This window comes from Alteromonas hispanica (genome assembly GCF_010500915.1).
Lineage (GTDB): Bacteria > Pseudomonadota > Gammaproteobacteria > Enterobacterales > Alteromonadaceae > Alteromonas > Alteromonas hispanica.
Map to the genome: position 1 here is coordinate 33,093 of NZ_JAAAWP010000015.1, position 18,379 is coordinate 51,471.

14 protein-coding genes are annotated in these 18,379 nt (G+C 43.7%); 9 read left to right on the forward strand and 5 right to left on the reverse strand.

What is annotated here, in order from left to right; all coding sequences use genetic code 11:
• Positions 1-62: 62 nt before the first annotated feature.
• The 3 genes from GTW09_RS16650 to tnpA all read right to left on the reverse strand — a co-directional run bounded on the left by GTW09_RS16650 (position 63) and on the right by tnpA (position 1,417).
• Positions 63-920, reverse strand: coding sequence for a capsular polysaccharide export protein, LipB/KpsS family (locus GTW09_RS16650; RefSeq protein WP_163112770.1), 858 nt, complete (start codon positions 918-920; stop codon positions 63-65).
• A 97-nt stretch (positions 921-1,017) separates the two neighbouring features.
• Entirely contained in the window at positions 1,018-1,161 is a 144-nt protein-coding gene (locus GTW09_RS17840) for a transposase (RefSeq protein ID WP_420809563.1), read from the reverse strand.
• Positions 1,157-1,417 carry an IS200/IS605 family transposase gene (gene tnpA / locus GTW09_RS17845; protein WP_420809561.1) on the reverse strand — a complete coding sequence of 87 codons (261 nt, stop codon included), beginning with the start codon at positions 1,415-1,417 and terminating at the stop codon, positions 1,157-1,159. The genes GTW09_RS17840 and tnpA overlap by 5 nt, the downstream gene beginning before the upstream one ends.
• Positions 1,418-1,455: 38 nt before the next feature.
• On the opposite strand from tnpA, the gene GTW09_RS16660 reads away from it, so the two are divergent.
• The gene (locus GTW09_RS16660) at positions 1,456-2,685 is read left to right on the forward strand and encodes an RNA-guided endonuclease InsQ/TnpB family protein (protein ID WP_163112771.1); all 1,230 of its coding nucleotides are present in this window, start codon (positions 1,456-1,458) and stop codon (positions 2,683-2,685) included.
• Positions 2,686-2,970: 285 nt separating this feature from the next.
• Positions 2,971-4,683, forward strand: a complete 1,713-nt coding sequence (locus GTW09_RS16665) for a response regulator (protein ID WP_163112772.1) — start codon at positions 2,971-2,973, stop codon at positions 4,681-4,683.
• 37 nt (positions 4,684-4,720) lie between these two features.
• Here the strand turns inward: GTW09_RS16665 and GTW09_RS16670 are convergent, their stop codons facing one another.
• On the reverse strand, positions 4,721-8,299 hold the full coding sequence (locus tag GTW09_RS16670; protein WP_163112773.1) for a sodium:solute symporter family transporter: 3,579 nt from the start codon (positions 8,297-8,299) through the stop codon (positions 4,721-4,723).
• Positions 8,300-8,543: 244 nt separating this feature from the next.
• Here GTW09_RS16670 and grpE point away from each other — a divergent pair, with 244 nt between their 5' ends.
• The 6 genes from grpE to GTW09_RS16700 all read left to right on the forward strand — a co-directional run bounded on the left by grpE (position 8,544) and on the right by GTW09_RS16700 (position 16,084).
• Complete coding sequence (grpE, locus tag GTW09_RS16675; RefSeq protein ID WP_163112774.1) at positions 8,544-9,173, forward strand: nucleotide exchange factor GrpE; 630 nt, start codon at positions 8,544-8,546, stop codon at positions 9,171-9,173.
• Positions 9,174-9,289: 116 nt separating this feature from the next.
• Complete coding sequence (dnaK, locus tag GTW09_RS16680) at positions 9,290-11,218, forward strand: molecular chaperone DnaK (protein WP_163112775.1); 1,929 nt, start codon at positions 9,290-9,292, stop codon at positions 11,216-11,218.
• A 192-nt stretch (positions 11,219-11,410) separates the two neighbouring features.
• Positions 11,411-12,544, forward strand: coding sequence for a molecular chaperone DnaJ (gene dnaJ / locus GTW09_RS16685; protein WP_163112776.1), 1,134 nt, complete (start codon positions 11,411-11,413; stop codon positions 12,542-12,544).
• 265 nt (positions 12,545-12,809) lie between these two features.
• Entirely contained in the window at positions 12,810-13,208 is a 399-nt protein-coding gene (locus GTW09_RS16690) for a DUF3718 domain-containing protein (RefSeq protein ID WP_163112777.1), read from the forward strand.
• A 288-nt stretch (positions 13,209-13,496) separates the two neighbouring features.
• Complete coding sequence (locus GTW09_RS16695) at positions 13,497-13,994, forward strand: c-type cytochrome (protein WP_163112778.1); 498 nt, start codon at positions 13,497-13,499, stop codon at positions 13,992-13,994.
• Between the two features lie 188 nt (positions 13,995-14,182).
• Entirely contained in the window at positions 14,183-16,084 is a 1,902-nt protein-coding gene (locus GTW09_RS16700) for a propionyl-CoA synthetase (RefSeq protein WP_163112779.1), read from the forward strand.
• A gap of 78 nt (positions 16,085-16,162) precedes the next feature.
• On the opposite strand, the gene GTW09_RS16705 is transcribed toward GTW09_RS16700, so the two are convergent.
• Positions 16,163-16,873 (reverse strand): cytochrome b/b6 domain-containing protein, encoded by a 711-nt coding sequence (locus GTW09_RS16705; protein ID WP_163112780.1) that lies wholly within the window; start codon positions 16,871-16,873, stop codon positions 16,163-16,165.
• A gap of 325 nt (positions 16,874-17,198) precedes the next feature.
• On the opposite strand from GTW09_RS16705, the gene dapB reads away from it, so the two are divergent.
• Positions 17,199-18,002: a 4-hydroxy-tetrahydrodipicolinate reductase gene (dapB, locus tag GTW09_RS16710; RefSeq protein WP_163112781.1), complete on the forward strand. Its 804-nt coding sequence runs from the start codon at positions 17,199-17,201 to the stop codon at positions 18,000-18,002.
• Positions 18,003-18,379: the final 377 nt, after the last annotated feature.

Here is an 18,379-nt window from a genome sequence, read left to right on the forward strand (position 1 = left end):
AGAAAGCTAGATCGAAGCGTGTTATATCGCCGAGCGTGTGCTGACTTTCAATGCTTAAAATATCAAGCGCTCGCAATCTTCGACAGTAAATCTTGTTTCGTTAGGCGTTTATTTAGCGCCTCTACGTGCCTTCCATCCATATTGTTCCAAGCCGTTGGAATTGCATAGTGCTCGTTAAGAAAATGCAAAAATCCCTTGGTTATTTCTGGGTTCCCTTGGCAACGCTCAAGCTGATTGAGCGCTTCAAGTAGGCTGCCTTCAGAATGAATGGGCAGACTGACACCGTCCAATCCATAGCATGCATTGCCCATGGTCAAAACCGGCTTATTCAGTAACAATGATTCAATGCCTACCGTTGAATTAATGGTTAATACCGCTTGAGATTTTTCTATCAATTTTTGAGTTTCCCACTGATTCGCAAACACAATTCGTGGGTGTAAATCATCGTGTCGCTTTTTTTCTGATGGATGCTCTTTGATTACAATATGCAAATGTGGGTTATCAACCTTTTCGATTGCTGTAACAAGATACTCAAACAGCTGCCTCATAGTTTTTATCCACGGCGAGTTGGATATTATCTGGCTGCCTGTCTCTACCTGAAAAGGAACAAAAATAAACTGCTCGGGTAGCGAGTGTTCGCGTGCGCCACTGGCTTTTTTAGCGATGGGTTTTCTTGATATCAACTTATTAGGCAGAGGGGCCTCACTGTAGTATTTACGATAAAACTCCCCACTTTTGGGCAGAGAGTTTTTACAATTAACGCCAGACCAATCACATGTTGTTGAATTGGGCAGCAAACCGTTTTCAAAGTAAACGACTTCTCTGCTATCTGCTGTACCAGTTTGAGCAATTGCGGTTCTTTCGTTCTCAACGTCTATTTTTGCATAATTGTCTTTTTCAATGGCTGAACTTGGTGTCATAAATACGTCGCAGGTTGCATTGGATATGTATTTTATCGAAGCTCACCGAGAAAACCCCGTGATCAAAACGAAGTGATGTCGCGGGGATGAATCGGTGTCACAACCCCTGCTCTTGAATATATTTTCGTATTGTCTCTGCACTTGCATTTCCTACAGAACACACAAAGTATCCATCAGACCAAAATGTTTTCTCTTTCCAAAATTGGTTTTTGAGATAAGGAAATGATTTCCAGATTTTAATTGTTGTAACTTGTGCGTATCCTCCTTGCGTGCTGACCTACTGAATATCGAGTGCCGATTGTAATCAGCATATGAATGTGATCCTTGTCTATCTCAACCTCTTCGATCCTAAAGTCAGAAAATAGAGAAACATCGAAAACTGTTTTCTTAACAAACTCACCTAGTCTTCCATTTAGTAAAGGTTTTCTGTATTTAACTACCAGAATTAAATGAAGTGCTATTAGATATTTACAGTGAGATTCAGTCTCATATTCCATCTTGACAATCCGTTCTTATACAGTAGTCTATACAGTATATGGAAAAGACGCTCAGATACAATTACAGGCTAAATCCTACGCCAGTTCAAGAAGCTAAACTCATTGAGTTTGGCGCTACAGCGCGTGGCATTTGGAATCTGTTGTTGTCTGAAAATAGGCGTCGATATGAATACGATAAAACATTCCTGTTTTACAAAGACATGGCTTCTCTCCTTAAGGAAATAAAGCCACTCGAGGAATTTGAGTGGATTAAAGCGTTTGATTCAGCGGCAGGCCAGCAAGTCGCTCGTGACTTAGAAACGGCGATGAAGAATGCGTTTTCAAAAGGTCGTTTGCAGCGGTTTCCAAAGCATAAAATATCCTACAAGAAAAAGAAGCTTCACAATGACTCGTTCCGAGCTGTCAATAACTCCAATTGCATTCGAATCGAAGATGGTGCTATTAGCATCCCAAAAGTTGGCAAAGTGCCAATCGTTTTGCATCGTGAGTTGGTCAGTAATATTAAAACAGTGACTGTCCAGTATCGTCACGGAAAATGGGAGTGCAGTATCACTCAGGAAGTTGAGTGTAAAACCGCTAAACAAGTATTGGAAACGCTCACTGGCTTTGACATCAACTCAAAACAAACGGTGGTAGGTTCTAACGGTTTTATGGCCGACAACCCTAAATTTTTAAAACACTCAAAAGAGAAATTAAATCAATTGCAACGCCAGCTTGCTCGCCGAACCAAAGGTTCAAATCGCTGGCAAAAAACAAAACAACGCATCAATAAATTGCACGGCAAAATCTCAAGGCAAAGACTCGACTTTGCGCACAAAGTATCACGACAGATAATCAATGAAACTGATATAGCGTGTTTTGAAGATCTGAATGTAGCAGCGATGCAAAAGTTCAATGGCAGCATGGTTGTTGATAATGTGATGGGGTTAATCACTCAGCTTTCAAAATATAAGGCCGAGCTTGAGGGTAAGCTCTATCACGAAATTGGTCGCTTTGAAAAATCCACTGGGATTTGCTCAGAATGCGGTCAGCGTCATGTATTATCATTGAACGATAGATATTTCACCTGCTTGTCTTGCGGAACATATCAAAACCGCGACCTCTCAGCAGCTAAAAGTATAGCTCGAACAAGTGAATTAGATTTAATTGCGGCGGGAATCGTCGCAAAGGTTTTAAAGCCTACATCTCAGCAGAAATATTCCATTAAAATGAAAGTCTTCGAGCTATCGAAGTTGGATTGTGGATCTGAGAAAAGAGAAGCAGCTTAGCTCAAAGCTAGACTGTGGAAGCCCAGTGATCAGAGAAGCGATGTCGCTGGGTAGTTCACAAACGCTGAATGTTGCTAAAAATTGACAGATGAATAAAAGATCGCAGCTTAAAACAAAAAAGCAGTAAGCAGTATGGTTGAGGGTGATGTTTAAGAAGGTATTTTACAGCGGTAGCGTAGAGGTTTTTTTAGACATTCTTTAGCCTTTTGTTAGCCTAATTAAGCATTCAGATTTCAATTTATTTACATTATTATCACGCGAGCTATGAAATAAAATGGAATTCAAATGAGTTTGTCTACAAAAAACAAACGAGTCAAAAGTGATTCTCAAGCGCTTTTAAAACCTATCGCCTTTGCGTTTTTCTTTCTGTATCTATTGTTATCACTTAGTCACTTTTTTTTGTTGAGTGAAGACTTCAAATGGACGCTCATTTCACTTTCATCGCTAACCATGATTGTAAGTTTCGTCTTGATGCGAAAAGCCGGTAATATTTCTGCCGACCGTCAGAGCTTTTGGATTTTAATACTTCTCGCGTTCGGTACTATCAATAGTGTTCTGCATTTGTGGCTGTCTCAACTGCCAGAACAAACAACCAATATTTTCTTGGTAATTATCGCCTCTGGAATTGTGTTTTCAAATCGTGCCCACTGGGCCTTTTTGATAGTACTGAATTGGCTGGGGTGGATTGTCGTTAATCTCGCTGTCGATATGCCAATGATGATGCACTTTTTCTTCGCATTATTTATGGGAACAATGCTCAGTTGGTTTGCGCACCTAGCCCGGCGAACACTGGTAAGTAAACAGGCGGAATTACTCCAAGAGAGAGATATCGCTGTAGCCCATGAGCAAGAGGCCATAGCCGCGAACGAAGCGAAGAGTGCATTTCTAGCCAACATGAGCCATGAGATACGCACACCCATGAACGGCATCATTGGTATGATTGAAATTATCAGTCGCACAAATTTAAATGATGATCAGAAGCAGTTTATAGCCACAGCAAAACGCAGCGCAGATTCGTTGTTATTTGTTATTAACGACATCTTAGATTTTTCGAAAATTGAAGCGGGAGAGTTAAGGCTTGAAAATGTCGAGTTTGAGATAACGCATTTCATGAGGGATTTGGTGCAGGAGCAAAAGGTTTTAGCAGATAGCAAAGGGTTGAAGCTTGACTTGGTTACCAATAACACCAAACAGCTGAACGTAGTCGGCGACCCGTATCGTATGAAGCAAGTGTTCAATAACTTACTGTCTAATGCTGTTAAATTTACTGACCGCGGCGGCGTTACAATTAAATATGATGTGGTGAGTATTGATGACACGCTGCGTTTTAGCACTGAAATACATGATACCGGAATTGGAATTTGCGATTCTGCTATTCCCAGCCTTTTCGACTCATTCTCACAAGCCGATACGTCTACCACGCGAAAGTTTGGCGGTACAGGGCTAGGGCTTGCCATTACCAAGCAGCTTTGTGAACTCATGGGCGGGGACATCGCCATAGAGAGTACGTTGGGTAAAGGCTCTATATTTAAGTTTACTATTCCGTTTAAACCGGCGGACCAAACCGAACCGGGAGACTCAGACGAACATCCTGAGGCCTTGCAACCTGTAATGAACCTATCCGTGTTGTTAGTTGAAGACAATGATATAAACCAAGAAGTAATGCTGGCGATTTTGGAAAATATGGGAGTCAATGTCGGCGTTGCGAACGATGGCCTTGAGGCCATAGATATACTGGAGGCGTCTGACTCTACACACTACGACCTTATTTTCATGGACTGCCAAATGCCAAACCTCGATGGCTATGAAACTACTCGTAGAATACGTGCAGGTCATACTGGTGAAGCGCTTAGGCAAATTCCTATTGTAGCACTAACGGCTAATGCGATGGATAGTGAAAAACAGAAATGTTTCGATGCGGGCATGAATGACTATCTCACGAAACCGGTTGATATTGAGTCGTTAAAAAATACGTTGGCGTTATATCAGCGCAACTAATGTATGGAACAGCAACCATACCCGCCATATCAGTGAGCTAGTTGACTCTTTGCTTTATTAATCGCTTTAACGCGCTCGGTTTTATCGGCTTTGGTAAATAGGCAATATCCATGTCTGCAGCAATATCTCGTACTTCTGGGCTTCTATTTGCGGTAATTAATATGCGTAATGGCGCAACATAAGGTAAAGATTCAATGGCGTGTAATACGTCAGTACCGGTCTCTCCAAAGTTGAGATGATAGTCGGCAATAATAATATCGGGCTTCATTTCACAGGCTGCTAAAGCTTCGATTTTGTTTGTAGCTGTTATTACCTCGCCGCCCCAATCGCCCAACAGGGCCTGCATGGCCACTGTCACTTGTTCGTCGTTCTCTATAAGTAGAAGTCGTTTACCTTGAAGAAACTGTGACGCTTGGTTGCTATTAAAGGCGAGTTCATTTTGTGGCTGTGTTTCTTCTTTAAGAGCTTCTACAGTTTTTGAATAGGTAACGCTGCACTTGGGGATGGTGATAGCAAAACAGCTCCCTTTGTGAATTTCTGACTGTAAAGTAATGGTATGGCCAAGCAGTTTGCACATTCTATCTACAATAGTAAGACCTAAGCCAATTCCCTGAGAGTTACTTGAGTGTTCTAGCTGGTGGAATTCGCTAAAAATTTCTTCTTGTTGGTGCCGCGGAATACCTGGGCCGGTATCGTAAACGCAAACATTGAGTGACTGTCTACAGTTTGTAGCAAGTGACTGTCCAGAATTAGCCTCTGTAATAAGTGACTGTCCACAATCAGCATTAGAAGTCGATACGCCCGAGAATGAACCTTGAGATAATGGTGATACCGGCAGCTCTTGTTTTCTTCTCACACCAACTAAAACCGAGCCTGTTTGAGTGTAACGAATGGCATTAGAAAGCAAGTTTTGCACAACACGTCTAAACAGGTGTTTGTCGCTGTATGTCCAGCAACTTGTTTTCACGTACGTGAGGGTTATACCTCTTTCTTTTGCGATAAGGCTAAACTCTTTGCACAGTGAAGCTAAAACATCGTCGATGGCAAAAGTGACCTTATTTGGCTTTAAAACGCCAGAATCAAGCTTCGTCATATCTAACAACATCGACAACAGACTTTGAGCATTATTTAACGAGTCAACAACCCCTTCAGAAAGCCCAGACAACTCACTGTTTTTGGTTTTTTTCTGCAGCATAGAGGCAAATAGTGTGGCAGCGTTAAAAGGCTGCATAAGGTCGTGTCCCGCAGCAGCAAGAAATTTGGTTTTACTCTCGTTTGCTGCGTCGGCTTGTTGTTTGGCGTCTTGCAACTCCTGTGTACGGCGTTCTACCCGTTGCTCTAACTCAGACTTCGATTTTTCCAAAGCGCTTTGGATCGCAATATATTCGGTAATATCACTGTAAGTGGTAACGTATCCTCCACCGGGTAGTGGCGCGCCGTTTAATTCTATTACCTTGCCGTCATGCTGCTTTCTAATGTACTTATGGCGACTCCCCTCAAGCATATATTGAATGCGTTTTTCAATTTCGCTATCGATGTCATTATTGATATTAATTTGCTTGTCGCCACTGATTTCATTACCAAAACGACCAGTGCTGCCGTCAGTGTTGCCAAACAGCCCACGCTTGGCGTTGTACTTCAAGATATCGATTATTGGCATTCCTACTTTTAAAAATCCGCGCGGATAACGGAAAAGCTCAATATAGCGCTCGTTCCATGCCAATAACTGAAGCTTTTCATCGAGAACGCTTATTCCTTGCTCTATGTTTTGTACAGACGACTGTAAAACTTCGTGATTGAACTGGAACGACTGCGATGCTTCTTCCACCCAATCTACCAACTCGGGCAATGAGTCTGTGCCCTTATCAGCAATGGCGCCCAGCAGAATTCTAGCACTTGGTCCTCCAACCTGAGCGGCAAGAAGTTTTTCTACTCGTTGTAAAAGCGAATGGCTTGCTAACCCATTTACCTGAGGATGAGATACGTCAACAGAGAGTTGATTAACCAAAGTGTTATGGGTTTGCGAGTCTAAAACACGCTGGGTTAACGACACTAAGTCGCCTACTCGTATGGTCAGGTATGGGGTAGATGTGGCTAAATCTATGTTGCTGTCGACAACGCTCTTTTTATCTCCAAAAAAACTAATAAATGATACCAACATATAAATGGCGGCATTGGTGATAAGAGATATCAGAAAGCCAATGCCAAGCTGGGCATCGGTAGGCGGCGCATTAAAGTAATAGCTCGACATCACGCTTGGGTATAACAGCAGTGCGCACCAACACAGAAAGCCCGAAAAGAGCCCCGCCAACGCAGCGGCTTTTGAACGCTTTTCCCAGTAAAGCCCAAACATGAGCACCGGCAAGCACTGCCCTAAAAGCGCAATAGCAATAACGCCACTTTTTACAAGAGGAGCAGCTTGACTCACATTGAGGTGATACCAAAGCGCTACTGAAAGAACTACCAATACCGTTAATCGGCGTATGGCGAGTACCTTTGTTGTTTCAAGGGTATGGTTGGGCTCTGTTCTTAAACGCGCTTTTATCCACAGCGGTGTCACTAAGTTGTTGGCAATCATAATGCCCAGGGCCAGCGTGGCGACGATAACCATACTGGTGGTTGCCGACAATCCACCTAAAAAAGCAATGATAGAAAGCGCGGTGTTTTCGGCAAAAAGGGGGAGGGCCAGTACATAAGTATCTGAGTTAACCGACGGTGGCAGCAACATCTTTCCTGCCAACGCCAGAGGGATAAGAAATACTGTCATGCCCAATAAGTAAACCGGGAAAAACCACCTAGCGGTGCGAAGTTCGCCTTCTCCATTCAGTTCAACAAAGTTCATATGAAACTGTCGTGGCAAAACAAACATAGAGCACACACCAAGTAATACATGAGTAACGTAAACAAGAGGGGCGCTATTGGCGTAAATCAGTTCTCGCGCTTGCTCATGTTGAGAGGCTTTAGAAATAAGGTCTAGCACCCCATCGAACATAAAAAAGCAGACAAAAATGCCAACAGACCACAGCGCGACAAGTTTAAACACCGACTCAAAGGCAATAGTCATTAACAAGCCCGGGTGCTTGTCAGTGAGGTTGAGTGTTCGGGTACCAAAAATAATCGCGAATATCGCCATTAATAACGCCACATACATGCTTACGCTTTGGCTGGTTTCTGATGTATTTGGGGTAATAAGAGTAATGCTTTTGGTAATTGCGTCGAGTTGCAAGGCGATATAGGGAATAACACCAACAAAGCAAAGCACGGTAACGAATGCTGCCACAAGGTGAGAATGTTTGTACTTCATGCCAATCAGATCGGCAAGCGAGGTAATATTATGTTGCTGGCAAAGACGGCTTATATGCAATACCACAGGAAATGCAAATACCATAGTAAGGATAATACCCATATAGGTAGGAACGATAGCCCATCCATACTCAGCGGCTTGCGAGGTGGTGCCGAAAAAAGCCCAAGACGTACAGTGCACGCCCAATCCCAAGCTATATAAAATTGGGTGCTGGCGATTATCTTTTAGATATCTTTCTCCCCAAAAGCCAATCGCGAATAAAATGAAGAGATAAACAGCAACAATACTGCCAACCGACCAGATACTCAGCATCAATGATCCTCATGAAATACACGCACTTACGTTAACACGATTTTCACAACATGAAGCAGTGATTTTCACAAGATGGTAAGCGATTGCGTTAGGTCAAAATTATTTTTGAAAAAAAATTTAAATCAAACCACAAATTTTGTGTGGTTACCCTTGATCGCTTAGAAACTAGCCCCATAAATAAGCGCAACACAGTTATTCCCTTTAAGTAGGGTGTTGCCTAATTTAAAAAAGTTTGGAGGTAGGCATGAGCGAAAATCGCGACGTGCAGGCAGATAAAGAAAACGCAGTTGATGAAACAGTGCAAGCAACAGAAGAAGTGGAAGTTGAAGGCCAAGAAGTAGAAGGTTCTGATGCACCTCTAGATGAAGCTTGTCAGCGTATTTATGAGCTAGAGACTGCTTTATCTGAAGCCCAAGCTACGGTTAAAGAGCAACAAGACAGCGTACTTCGCGCCAGAGCTGACGCCGACAATGCACGTCGTCGCGCAGAGGGTGAAGTGGAAAAGGCACGTAAGTTTGCTCTTGAACGCTTTGCCGGTGAGCTTTTACCAGTAATTGATAACTTAGAACGCGCCATTGAATTGTCTGACAGCGACAGTGAGGCTGTAAAGCCTTTGCTTGAAGGCGTAGAAATGACGCACAAAACTTTTATCAGCACTATTGAGAAATTTGGATTAACCCCTATAGATCCGCAGGGCGAAACCTTTAACCCTGATTTGCATCAGGCGATGTCGATGCAAGAAAGTGCAGACCACGAGCCAAATACAGTTATGGCGGTTATGCAAAAAGGTTATCAAATTAACGGCCGTTTGCTTCGCCCTGCCATGGTAATGGTATCGCGCGCACCAAGCGGTGGTGTTGATACGCAAGCGTAAGCCAAGTATTGCGATAAAAGACACAAAAAGTCAGTTTTTTTACTGGCAACTATTGAAAAGAGCGGGAATAACCCCACTATTTTTACAGAATTAAGAAACTTTTCGGAGACACGAAAATGGGTAGAATCATAGGTATCGATTTAGGTACAACTAATTCATGTGTCGCAGTTCTAGACGGCGACAAACCACGCGTAATTGAAAACGCGGAAGGCGATCGTACAACACCTTCAATCATCGCTTACACAAACGATGGTGAAACATTGGTAGGTCAGTCTGCAAAGCGTCAGGCGGTCACTAACCCAGAAAACACATTATTCGCAATCAAGCGTTTAATCGGTCGTCGCTTCCAAGATAAAGAAGTACAGCGTGACATCGACATCATGCCTTTCAAAATTGTAGGTGCTGATAACGGTGATGCATGGGTAGAAGCGAAAGGTGAGAAGATGGCGCCTCCGCAGGTTTCTGCTGAAGTACTTAAGAAAATGAAAAAGACCGCTGAAGATTATCTTGGCGAAGAAGTAACTGGCGCAGTTATCACTGTTCCTGCTTACTTTAACGACTCTCAGCGTCAGGCAACGAAAGACGCCGGTCGTATCGCAGGTCTTGAAGTTAAGCGTATCATCAACGAGCCAACTGCTGCTGCTCTTGCTTATGGCATGGACAAAAAGCAAGGCGATAATGTTGTTGCAGTATACGATTTAGGTGGTGGTACATTCGATATCTCAATCATCGAAATCGACGAAGTAGACGGTGAGCACACGTTTGAAGTACTAGCGACTAACGGTGACACACACCTTGGTGGTGAAGATTTCGATAACCGTGTTATCAACTACCTCGTTGAAGAATTCAAGAAAGACCAAGGCATCGACCTTCGTAAAGATCCGCTAGCTATGCAGCGTCTTAAAGAAGCGGGTGAAAAAGCGAAAATCGAACTTTCTTCTTCACAGCAGACAGAAGTTAACTTGCCGTACATCACAGCAGATGGTTCAGGTCCTAAGCACTTAGCGATTAAACTTACGCGCGCTAAGCTTGAGTCACTGGTAGAAGAACTTGTTAAGAACTCACTAGAGCCACTTAAGCAAGCACTAGCTGATTCAGACCTATCTGTTGGCGACATCAACGACATCATCCTTGTTGGTGGTCAAACGCGTATGCCGCTAGTGCAGAAGTATGTAACTGAATTCTTTGGCAAAGAGCCACGTAAAGATGTTAACCCAGATGAAGCTGTTGCAGTAGGCGCGGCAATTCAAGGTGGAGTACTTTCTGGTGACGTTAAAGACGTACTACTGCTAGACGTTACGCCTCTGTCTCTAGGTATTGAGACAATGGGTGGCGTAATGACTGCGCTAATCGAGAAGAACACGACTATTCCAACGAAGAAGTCGCAAACGTTCTCGACAGCGGAAGATAATCAGTCTGCGGTAACTGTACACGTACTACAAGGTGAGCGTAAGCAGTCAAGCGGCAACAAGTCTCTTGGTCAGTTTAACCTTGAAGGTATTCGCCCAGCAGCGCGCGGTGTGCCGCAAATCGAAGTAACCTTCGACCTAGATGCTGACGGTATCCTACACGTGTCTGCGAAAGATAAAGACACAGGTAAAGAGCAGAAGATCACTATCAAAGCTTCTTCAGGCCTAAGCGATGAAGAAGTAGAAAAAATGGTAGCTGACGCGGAAGCGAACAAAGAAGCTGATAAGAAGTTTGAAGAACTGATTCAAGCGCGTAACCAAGCTGATGGTATGGTTCACGCCACACGTAAACAGCTTGAAGAAGTTGGCGATGCACTAAGTGCAGAAGACAAAGCGCCAATCGAAGAAGCACTTTCAGCACTTGAAACTGCAGTTAAAGGCGAAGATAAAGCTGAAATTGAAGCGAAAACGCAAGAGCTTATTCAGGCGTCTAGCAAGCTAATGGAAGCGGCGCAGGCTCAGCAAGGTGCGGCAGCTGGCGGTGCAGAAGGTGCTGAGCAGCAAGCTTCTGGTAAAGCTGACGATGATGTAGTCGACGCTGAGTTCGAAGAAGTGAAAGACGAAGACAAAAAGTAAGCTGTAGTAATTAGCCCGGTGCGCCGGGCTGTTTAACAGTTCAGGCGCATCAGGATTATCTTGCTGCGCCTTTGTTGTGTAAATGACTTGCCGCTTTTCTTAACTCGCGCAGGTGATTTTCACAACAGTCAGATGTAGATTCAATAGGCTGGGCAATCCCCCTGTTGACAATAAGTAGGGTAAGTAAACGATATGTCGAAACGTGACTACTACGAGGTGCTTGGTGTTGATAAAAGCGCTGGCGATCGCGAAATCAAAAAAGCGTATAAAAAGCTAGCGATGAAATATCACCCAGATCGCACACAAGGTGATAAAGATTTAGAAGTTAAGTTTAAAGAAATCCAAGAAGCTTACGAAATTCTGTCAGATTCACAAAAGCGTGCGGCTTATGATCAGTATGGTCACGCAGGCGTCGATCCAAATCGCGGTGGCGGTGGCTACGGTGGTGGTGCAGATTTCGGCGACATCTTTGGCGATGTATTTGGTGATATTTTTGGTGGCGGCGGTCGTGGCGGTCGTCAATCTCGAGCCCGTCAAGGTTCGGATTTACGCTATAACCTAGAGCTTTCACTTGAAGAAGCTGTGCGTGGTAAGAGTGTTGATATTCGCGTTCCGGCGCTTGCCGAATGTGAGGTGTGTGACGGCTCTGGCGCAAAAAGTGGGTCTTCTCCTAAGACGTGTCCAACGTGTCACGGCAACGGCCAAGTGCAAATGCGTCAAGGTTTCTTCGCGGTTCAGCAAACCTGTCCTACCTGTTCGGGTAAAGGCAAGATCATTGAAGATCCGTGTAACAGCTGTCACGGACATGGCCGTAAAGAGAAAACCAAAACTCTCAACGTTAAAATACCAGCTGGTGTAGATACTGGTGATAGAATTCGCTTATCGGGAGAGGGCGAAGCTGGAGAGAACGGTGCTCCGGCAGGCGACTTGTATGTGCAAGTCCATATTCGCGACCACGAGATATTCCAGCGCGATGGTAATAATCTTTACTGTGAAGTACCGCTTAGCTTTACCACAGCAGCGCTTGGCGGCGAGTTAGAAGTACCGACTCTAGACGGTAAAGTGAAGTTGAAGATAAGCGCAGAAACGCAAACTGGCCGTATGTTCCGGTTACGCGGTAAGGGCGTGAAGTCGGTTCGAACCGGCGCAATTGGCGACCTTATGTGTAAAGTGGTTGTAGAAACGCCAGTGAACTTGTCGTCTAAACAAAAAGAGCTGCTACGTGAACTTGAAGAGTCTATGGGCAAAGCATCGAGTAAGCATAGCCCTAAAGCACAAGGCTTCTTTGACGGCGTTAAAAAGTTTTTCGACGACTTAACTAACTAATTCACTTAAGAATTAATTGGTGAAGGGATAAAGCGCTAAGCAAAGTTTCTTCGTTAAAAACAACGTTTAACGCGTTTGATTCAATGCCAGTTAAAGTATTTAACTGGCATTTTTAACACCCGTTAGCTTTCACTTACCCCCCCAAAAAAAATACGTATACACATACATACTTTATTATTGTTCAACATGTTTTTGTTTTTAGTTAGATAGCGTTTAATAAGCGACATGCACTTACGCACTAACTTAAACCACAGGAATTTTAACCATGTTGAAAATAGTTAAAACCTCATTAGTAATAGCAGCGTCTTCGCTTGCTTTTTCAAACGCTGCACAGGCCGATGGCATCAGCGATGCACTAGCTAACATTTGCACTATCGTTCAAGCTGACGACAAAGGTGAGTTACGTAAAAAAATGCGTAGCGTGCAATCTGACTATCGCTTAAAACTTCGCGACTATTATTCCGGTATTTCTTGCGACGGACAAAGCCTAATTCGCACGGCTTTATTAAACAACGCTGTTGAAGTAGGTACTCTGCTAGTTAAAAAAATGCCGAGTAAAGATTTACAAGAGCCAGAATCCGATGGCAAAACGCTGCAAGCATGGGTAGCGGAACAAGGTCTTCAAGACTCTCCAATTTCTGCTGAGTTAAACGGTCGTATATAAAAACCGATTAAATCAGCAACATCACGCCATGTGATAATACGTTTCAACATGGTAGCGGCGCTACGCCGCACTAGAGGCCCCGTTTAGGGGCCTCGCCTTTTTTATCTCTCCTTTAAAAATATCCATTTTTTCTTACCTTTGTCTGGCTCTAACTATTTTTTGTCAATTAATGCTTGCGATTTATTGTTCTCTTCGTCACGATAAAATCAGGCTTACGCAAAAAGCAATCGTATTTATCTAAGACACATTAATGAATAAAAAACACACGGTGTTAAAAAGGGAACAGGCATGAAACTTATCAATAAAGCTATTATTGCGGCAGCAGTTGGCGTGGCACTTTCAAACGTCGCAATCTTGAACCAGGCAGTAGCCGCAGAGGTTAAGCCTGCAATGTCTGAAAAACACGCAAAGGCGGCAACCAAGTATCGCCAATCTGTTTTTCAGTTAGTAAGAAGTAACATGGGGCCACTGGGCGGGATGGCAAAAGGCGCTTTACCCTTCGACGAATCGGTGATGCAAACAAATGCTGTCAGACTAGAACAGCTTGCAACTATGATGGGCGATTACCTTTCAGTAGACACGCGAGAATACAATGTTGAAACTGGCGCAAAAGACGCTATTTGGGAAAATTTTTCAGACGTTGAAACTAAAGTTGCTGCGCTTAAAACTGCTGCACAGGGACTTCAAGCGGCACTAGACGCTGGTGATAAGAGCGCTTATCGCGGCGCTATAGGAAAAATTGGCGCTAGTTGTAAATCATGTCACGACGATTACAAAAAAGACTAAGTAACCTTGTTTTGTTGCAAAGTGAAAGCACAATTAAGGTTAGCAGTTTTTTCTGCTAACCTTTTTATTTTAAGCTTTATTATTTTAGTAAGTAAAACAAATGCTTATTAGGCATAAGCCTGAAGTCTTATAAGCATCCACAGTCATACTGAAGTAGTGTTGTCATGAACTCTACAACGGATTTGGTTATGAACTACAAACAAGAATATATTGCCTCTACAACCTCTCCAGAACAATTTTGGCTAGATAAAGCCCATAACATTGAATGGTTTTCAGCACCTGAAACAGCGATATCTAGCGCCGAGAACGGTTATCAATCGTGGTTTAAAGGCGGACAGCTTAATACCAGTTACCTCGCGCTTGACCATCATGTTAATGCGGGCCGCGGGGAAAAAGCTGCGCTTATATACGACTCTCCAGTAACGAATACAACGCGAACCTATACCTATAATGAATTGCTCAATGAAGTTGCTACTTTTGCGGGTGCACTTCAAGGCTTAGGTGTATCGAAAGGCGACCGCGTTATTATCTATATGCCTATGATCCCACAGGCTGCAATTGCCATGCTTGCCTGTGCTCGATTAGGTGCTATCCATTCTGTTGTATTCGGCGGTTTTGCAGCTAATGAATTGGCAGTGCGGATTGATGATGCTACTCCATCGTTTATTATTACCGCATCTTGCGGTATTGAGGGGGCCAAGCAAATTCCTTACAAGCCATTGGTTGACAAGGCTATTGAGAACGCGTCACATAAACCTAATGGCTGTGTTGTTTTTCAACGGCCACAGCTGCATGCCGAGCTCGATTCTTCTTTTGATCACGACTGGCATTCTTTAATGGAAAACAGCTCTCCGGTTAGTGCAGTTAAAGTAGACGCTACTGATCCGCTCTATATTCTTTATACCTCAGGCACAACGGGCAAGCCGAAGGGCGTGGTAAGAGACAATGGCGGCCATGCAGTAGCGCTTCATTATTCTATGGGTGCACTGTATGGAATTGATAAAAACGATATATTTTGGGCGGCTTCAGATGTTGGTTGGGTAGTAGGGCACTCTTATATTGTGTACGGTCCACTGATAAAAGGCGCAACATCAGTGATGTATGAAGGCAAACCTGTGGGCACACCAGACGCAGGGGCATTTTGGCGAATGATAGAGCGCCATAGCATCAATATCTTATTTGCCGCGCCTACTGCTTTTCGAGCCATACGTAAAGAAGACCCCGAGGGCGAATTTATAAAGCAGTACGACTTGTCTAGCTTGCGAACAATATTTATGGCGGGAGAGCGGTTAGATCCACCTACGTATTATTGGACTCTAGAGAAAACAAATAAGCCCGTAGTAGACCACTGGTGGCAAACCGAAACAGGTTGGCCAATTTGCTCAAATCCTATGGGTATTGAGTCTATGGCAACTAAGCCAGGCTCGTCTAGTGTTCCCACTCCAGGGTTCAATGTTAAGGTGCTTAAGGGACCAGACACCGAAGCTGAGCCGGGTGAAAAAGGCTCTATTGCTATACAGTTACCTCTACCTCCAGGCTGCTTGTCGACAATTTGGCAAGACCACTCTCGCTTGGTCAACGGTTATCTGAGAGAGTTTGAGGGCTATTACAGCACGGGAGACAACGGCTATATTGATGATGAGGGCTACGTATTTATTATGGGTCGCACCGACGACGTTATTAATGTGGCAGGGCATCGATTGTCCACAGGTGAAATGGAAGAGGTGCTTGCTGCTCATCCCGCTATCGCAGAGTGCAGCGTTATTGGCATTAACGACGCCCTAAAAGGTCAACTTCCTGTTGGTTTAGTGCTTTTGAAAGATGGAGCCAATATTGAAGAGTCGGAACTGGAAAAAGAACTCGTTGCCCAAGTTAGGCAGAGTATTGGCCCAGTAGCCTGTTTTAAGCGCGCTATTGTTGTTAAGCGTTTGCCAAAAACCAGGTCGGGCAAAATTCTTCGTAAACTACTGCGACAGATTGCGGCAGACGAGCCAATTTCAGTGCCCTCTACCATTGATGATCCAAGCAGTGTTGACGAAATAGCCGCATTAATGCGAGACAAAGGGTTGGTAGAAGCAGTTAACGTTTAGCTGCAATTTGGCACCTAGGTGCCAAATTATTAAAGCTCGGACAAAAAATTAACGTAATATGCGGATTGGTATCAGTAACTAGTAATAATACTGGCCTACCGAGGGCTCTGGAGGAATGACCTCTACCACCACGTAAACGATAGCCGCAGAAAGGATTGCAATTACTATGGCTCTGGCTAATTTTGAGTGCTCAATGCCTTGCGGCTCGCCATAGTACTGCTCCTCGTCTTCGGGCATCATTTTATTGCCGTTAATCATAGGCGGGATTAATTTCTGTCTCTTGAAAACCGTGTAAAAAACACTTGCGCCAATATGTAATGCAACAACATAAATAAGCGTATCAAATGCCAGGTGATGCAAACTACTCATTATCTCCAATATATCGCTATCTGCCATCCCTCTGAGAGGACCGTCCAGAAAAATATCGTCGGTCATAAATAGCCCTGAAATGGCCTGAATGAGCACCAGTGTTATCATGATTACTACAAACCAGCCTCCCAACGGATTGTGCCCCACCGATGGCAGGCTATCTCTATCAAACAGGCTTTTTGCATACTCCAATACTGCCACAGGACCTTTAACGAACCCGCTAAACTTGGCGTACTTAGGCCCCCAAATACCCCAAAGTACTCTGAACACAATAAGCCCTAACGTGAAGTACCCTATGTAAAAATGCCACTGAACAGCATCATCAAGCAATTCAGCGGTGACATATTGCCCAAGAATACTGGCAACCAGCAGCCAGTGAAAAAGGCGAGTAGGTAAATCCCAAATAAGCTTTTTTTTCATAATGTATGTTTTCTTTGAATCTTTATTCGATGAGGGAGAAGCATGCATCAACACTCTCTTGGTGTCGCCTGTCTATCGTGCTAGATAAACGTCTATGATATGCAAATTTTTAAGCAAACGTCATGGTTAAATATGAGAAAAGGATAATTAGTTTGAAGAAACGTTTAATTTAACCACTGAACGCAATGGCGAATGCTTGCCTTAAACTCACTTCTTTAATCAACACGCCTTAATAGTCAGCATAATTATTCTCATAATCACATTGCATTAGCGAGTGCATTTGGCAAAATGTGGGCAAGTTGAATATTGATGAATAAGATTGACCATGAAAGTTGGATTATTTGGCGCTAACGGGCGAATGGGTAGAGTGTTAATAGAGGCTCTCGACTTAAACGAAGATGCTGAGCTTAGCGTTGCAACAGTAAGAGATGATTCTCCATGGGTGGGAATGAACGTGGGAGAGTTGGCAGGCATAGGTAAAAAACCTATTAATTGTTCTGGCTTTTCTTCATTAACCGGCAGCGACGCAGATGTCATGATTGACTTCACCCTGCCATCTATCATAGAGACAAATCTGGCTTGGTGTGTAGATAATAAAACGCCTGTTGTCATTGGCACAACGGGGTTGAATAAACAGCAGCTCAATGCTCTTGATGAGGCCGCGAAACAAATTCCAATTGTTTTTGCTGCCAACTACAGTGTAGGCGTGAACCTTATGCTTTCACTAGTAAAACAAGCTGCCAGTGTTCTTGGCGAAACCGCCGATATCGAGATTACAGAGGCACATCACAGGTTCAAGCAAGATGCCCCGTCTGGCACTGCTATGGCTATTGGTGAAGCAATTGCTGAAGAGTTAGGAAGAGACTTAAGTACCTGTGCTGTATACGGCCGAGAAGGTAAAGAGCCTGAGCGAGATCAGGGTACCATTGGCTTCGCCACTGTCAGAGCGGGAGATATTGTGGGAGAACACACTGCGCTTTTTGCTGACATAGGCGAGCGACTCGAAATTACGCACAAGGCGTCGAGTAGGCTAACTTTTGCCAAAGGAGCCGTTCATGCGGCCAAATGGTTGTGCGGTCAGAAACCTGGACTATACTCCATGTCAGACGTACTAAATCTGAAACTATAAAAGCTTGAATGAAATCGGCGAGTGACGTGCGTAACTGTCTGTTTTGCATGGACTATGCGCACGAAAATGCAATAACAGTAAATTTATAGCAATAACACCGCTTGCCCTTATTGTACTACAGTTGCACTATATTTGAGCACTAAGCACTACTTTCGATGGTTTAGTGTAAAAAAGGTGTTATAAGGTTTATTTTATTAAATTATTACAAATAAATTAGACATTTTCGGTGAGTAATGTATACTCGCCGGAATTTGCCAGAATTTCGTATTCTTAGCTAATAAAACGTCTGTAGAGCGCGGTTTTATTAGCTGCAAAGATCGTGAAACGGGAAGTATTGTTATCATTACCTCCCGTTTTTTGTGGGGTTTGTGCAAAAA

Bases quoted from the DNA above. Each gene is read 5' to 3' on its own strand.
- GTW09_RS16650 (WP_163112770.1), bottom strand. From the start codon at position 920: ATGACACCAAGTTCAGCCATTGAAAAAGACAATTATGCAAAAATAGAC.
- tnpA (WP_420809561.1), bottom strand. From the start codon at position 1,417: ATGGAATATGAGACTGAATCTCACTGTAAATATCTAATAGCACTTCAT.
- GTW09_RS16660 (WP_163112771.1), top strand. From the start codon at position 1,456: ATGGAAAAGACGCTCAGATACAATTACAGGCTAAATCCTACGCCAGTT.
- GTW09_RS16665 (WP_163112772.1), top strand. From the start codon at position 2,971: ATGAGTTTGTCTACAAAAAACAAACGAGTCAAAAGTGATTCTCAAGCG.
- GTW09_RS16670 (WP_163112773.1), bottom strand. From the start codon at position 8,299: ATGCTGAGTATCTGGTCGGTTGGCAGTATTGTTGCTGTTTATCTCTTC.
- grpE (WP_163112774.1), top strand. From the start codon at position 8,544: ATGAGCGAAAATCGCGACGTGCAGGCAGATAAAGAAAACGCAGTTGAT.
- dnaK (WP_163112775.1), top strand. From the start codon at position 9,290: ATGGGTAGAATCATAGGTATCGATTTAGGTACAACTAATTCATGTGTC.
- dnaJ (WP_163112776.1), top strand. From the start codon at position 11,411: ATGTCGAAACGTGACTACTACGAGGTGCTTGGTGTTGATAAAAGCGCT.
- GTW09_RS16690 (WP_163112777.1), top strand. From the start codon at position 12,810: ATGTTGAAAATAGTTAAAACCTCATTAGTAATAGCAGCGTCTTCGCTT.
- GTW09_RS16695 (WP_163112778.1), top strand. From the start codon at position 13,497: ATGAAACTTATCAATAAAGCTATTATTGCGGCAGCAGTTGGCGTGGCA.
- GTW09_RS16700 (WP_163112779.1), top strand. From the start codon at position 14,183: ATGAACTACAAACAAGAATATATTGCCTCTACAACCTCTCCAGAACAA.
- GTW09_RS16705 (WP_163112780.1), bottom strand. From the start codon at position 16,873: ATGAAAAAAAAGCTTATTTGGGATTTACCTACTCGCCTTTTTCACTGG.
- dapB (WP_163112781.1), top strand. From the start codon at position 17,199: ATGAAAGTTGGATTATTTGGCGCTAACGGGCGAATGGGTAGAGTGTTA.